Consider the following 369-nt stretch of genomic DNA (forward strand, 5'->3'; position numbering starts at 1 on the left):
GTATCGACGCCGTAAGCGTGGCTGGTATTGGCGGTGGTGACATTGCCAGCAGGATCGCGTGTCGTCACGGTCGCAGAAACATCACCGTTCGCCGCCAGCACCGATCCCGGAACGTTCACGCTCCAGGTCTTGCCATCGGTATTCACCGTGGTCTGGTAGGTCTCGGTACCGACTTTCACCGTCACCGCATCACCGGCTTTCACTTCATTGCCGACTTTGCCCGTCACCGCAATCGTCTGGCCCGATTCGCTGGCATTAATCACGTTATCGCTGGTGACATTGTCGATAGAGATTGAGGCCGTTGGCGCCACGGTATCGACGCCGTAAGCATGATTCGTGTTGGCGGTGGTCACATTGCCGGCAGGATCG

1 protein-coding gene is annotated in these 369 nt (G+C 58.3%); it reads right to left on the bottom strand.

Annotated features, from left to right (window positions below; translation table 11 throughout):
• Positions 1-369 (bottom strand): Ig-like domain-containing protein (locus A0G03_RS20585; protein WP_145951826.1); only part of this gene is annotated, 369 nt, incomplete at both ends.

This window comes from Pectobacterium peruviense, assembly GCF_002847345.1.
GTDB classification, from domain to species: Bacteria; Pseudomonadota; Gammaproteobacteria; order Enterobacterales; family Enterobacteriaceae; genus Pectobacterium; species Pectobacterium peruviense.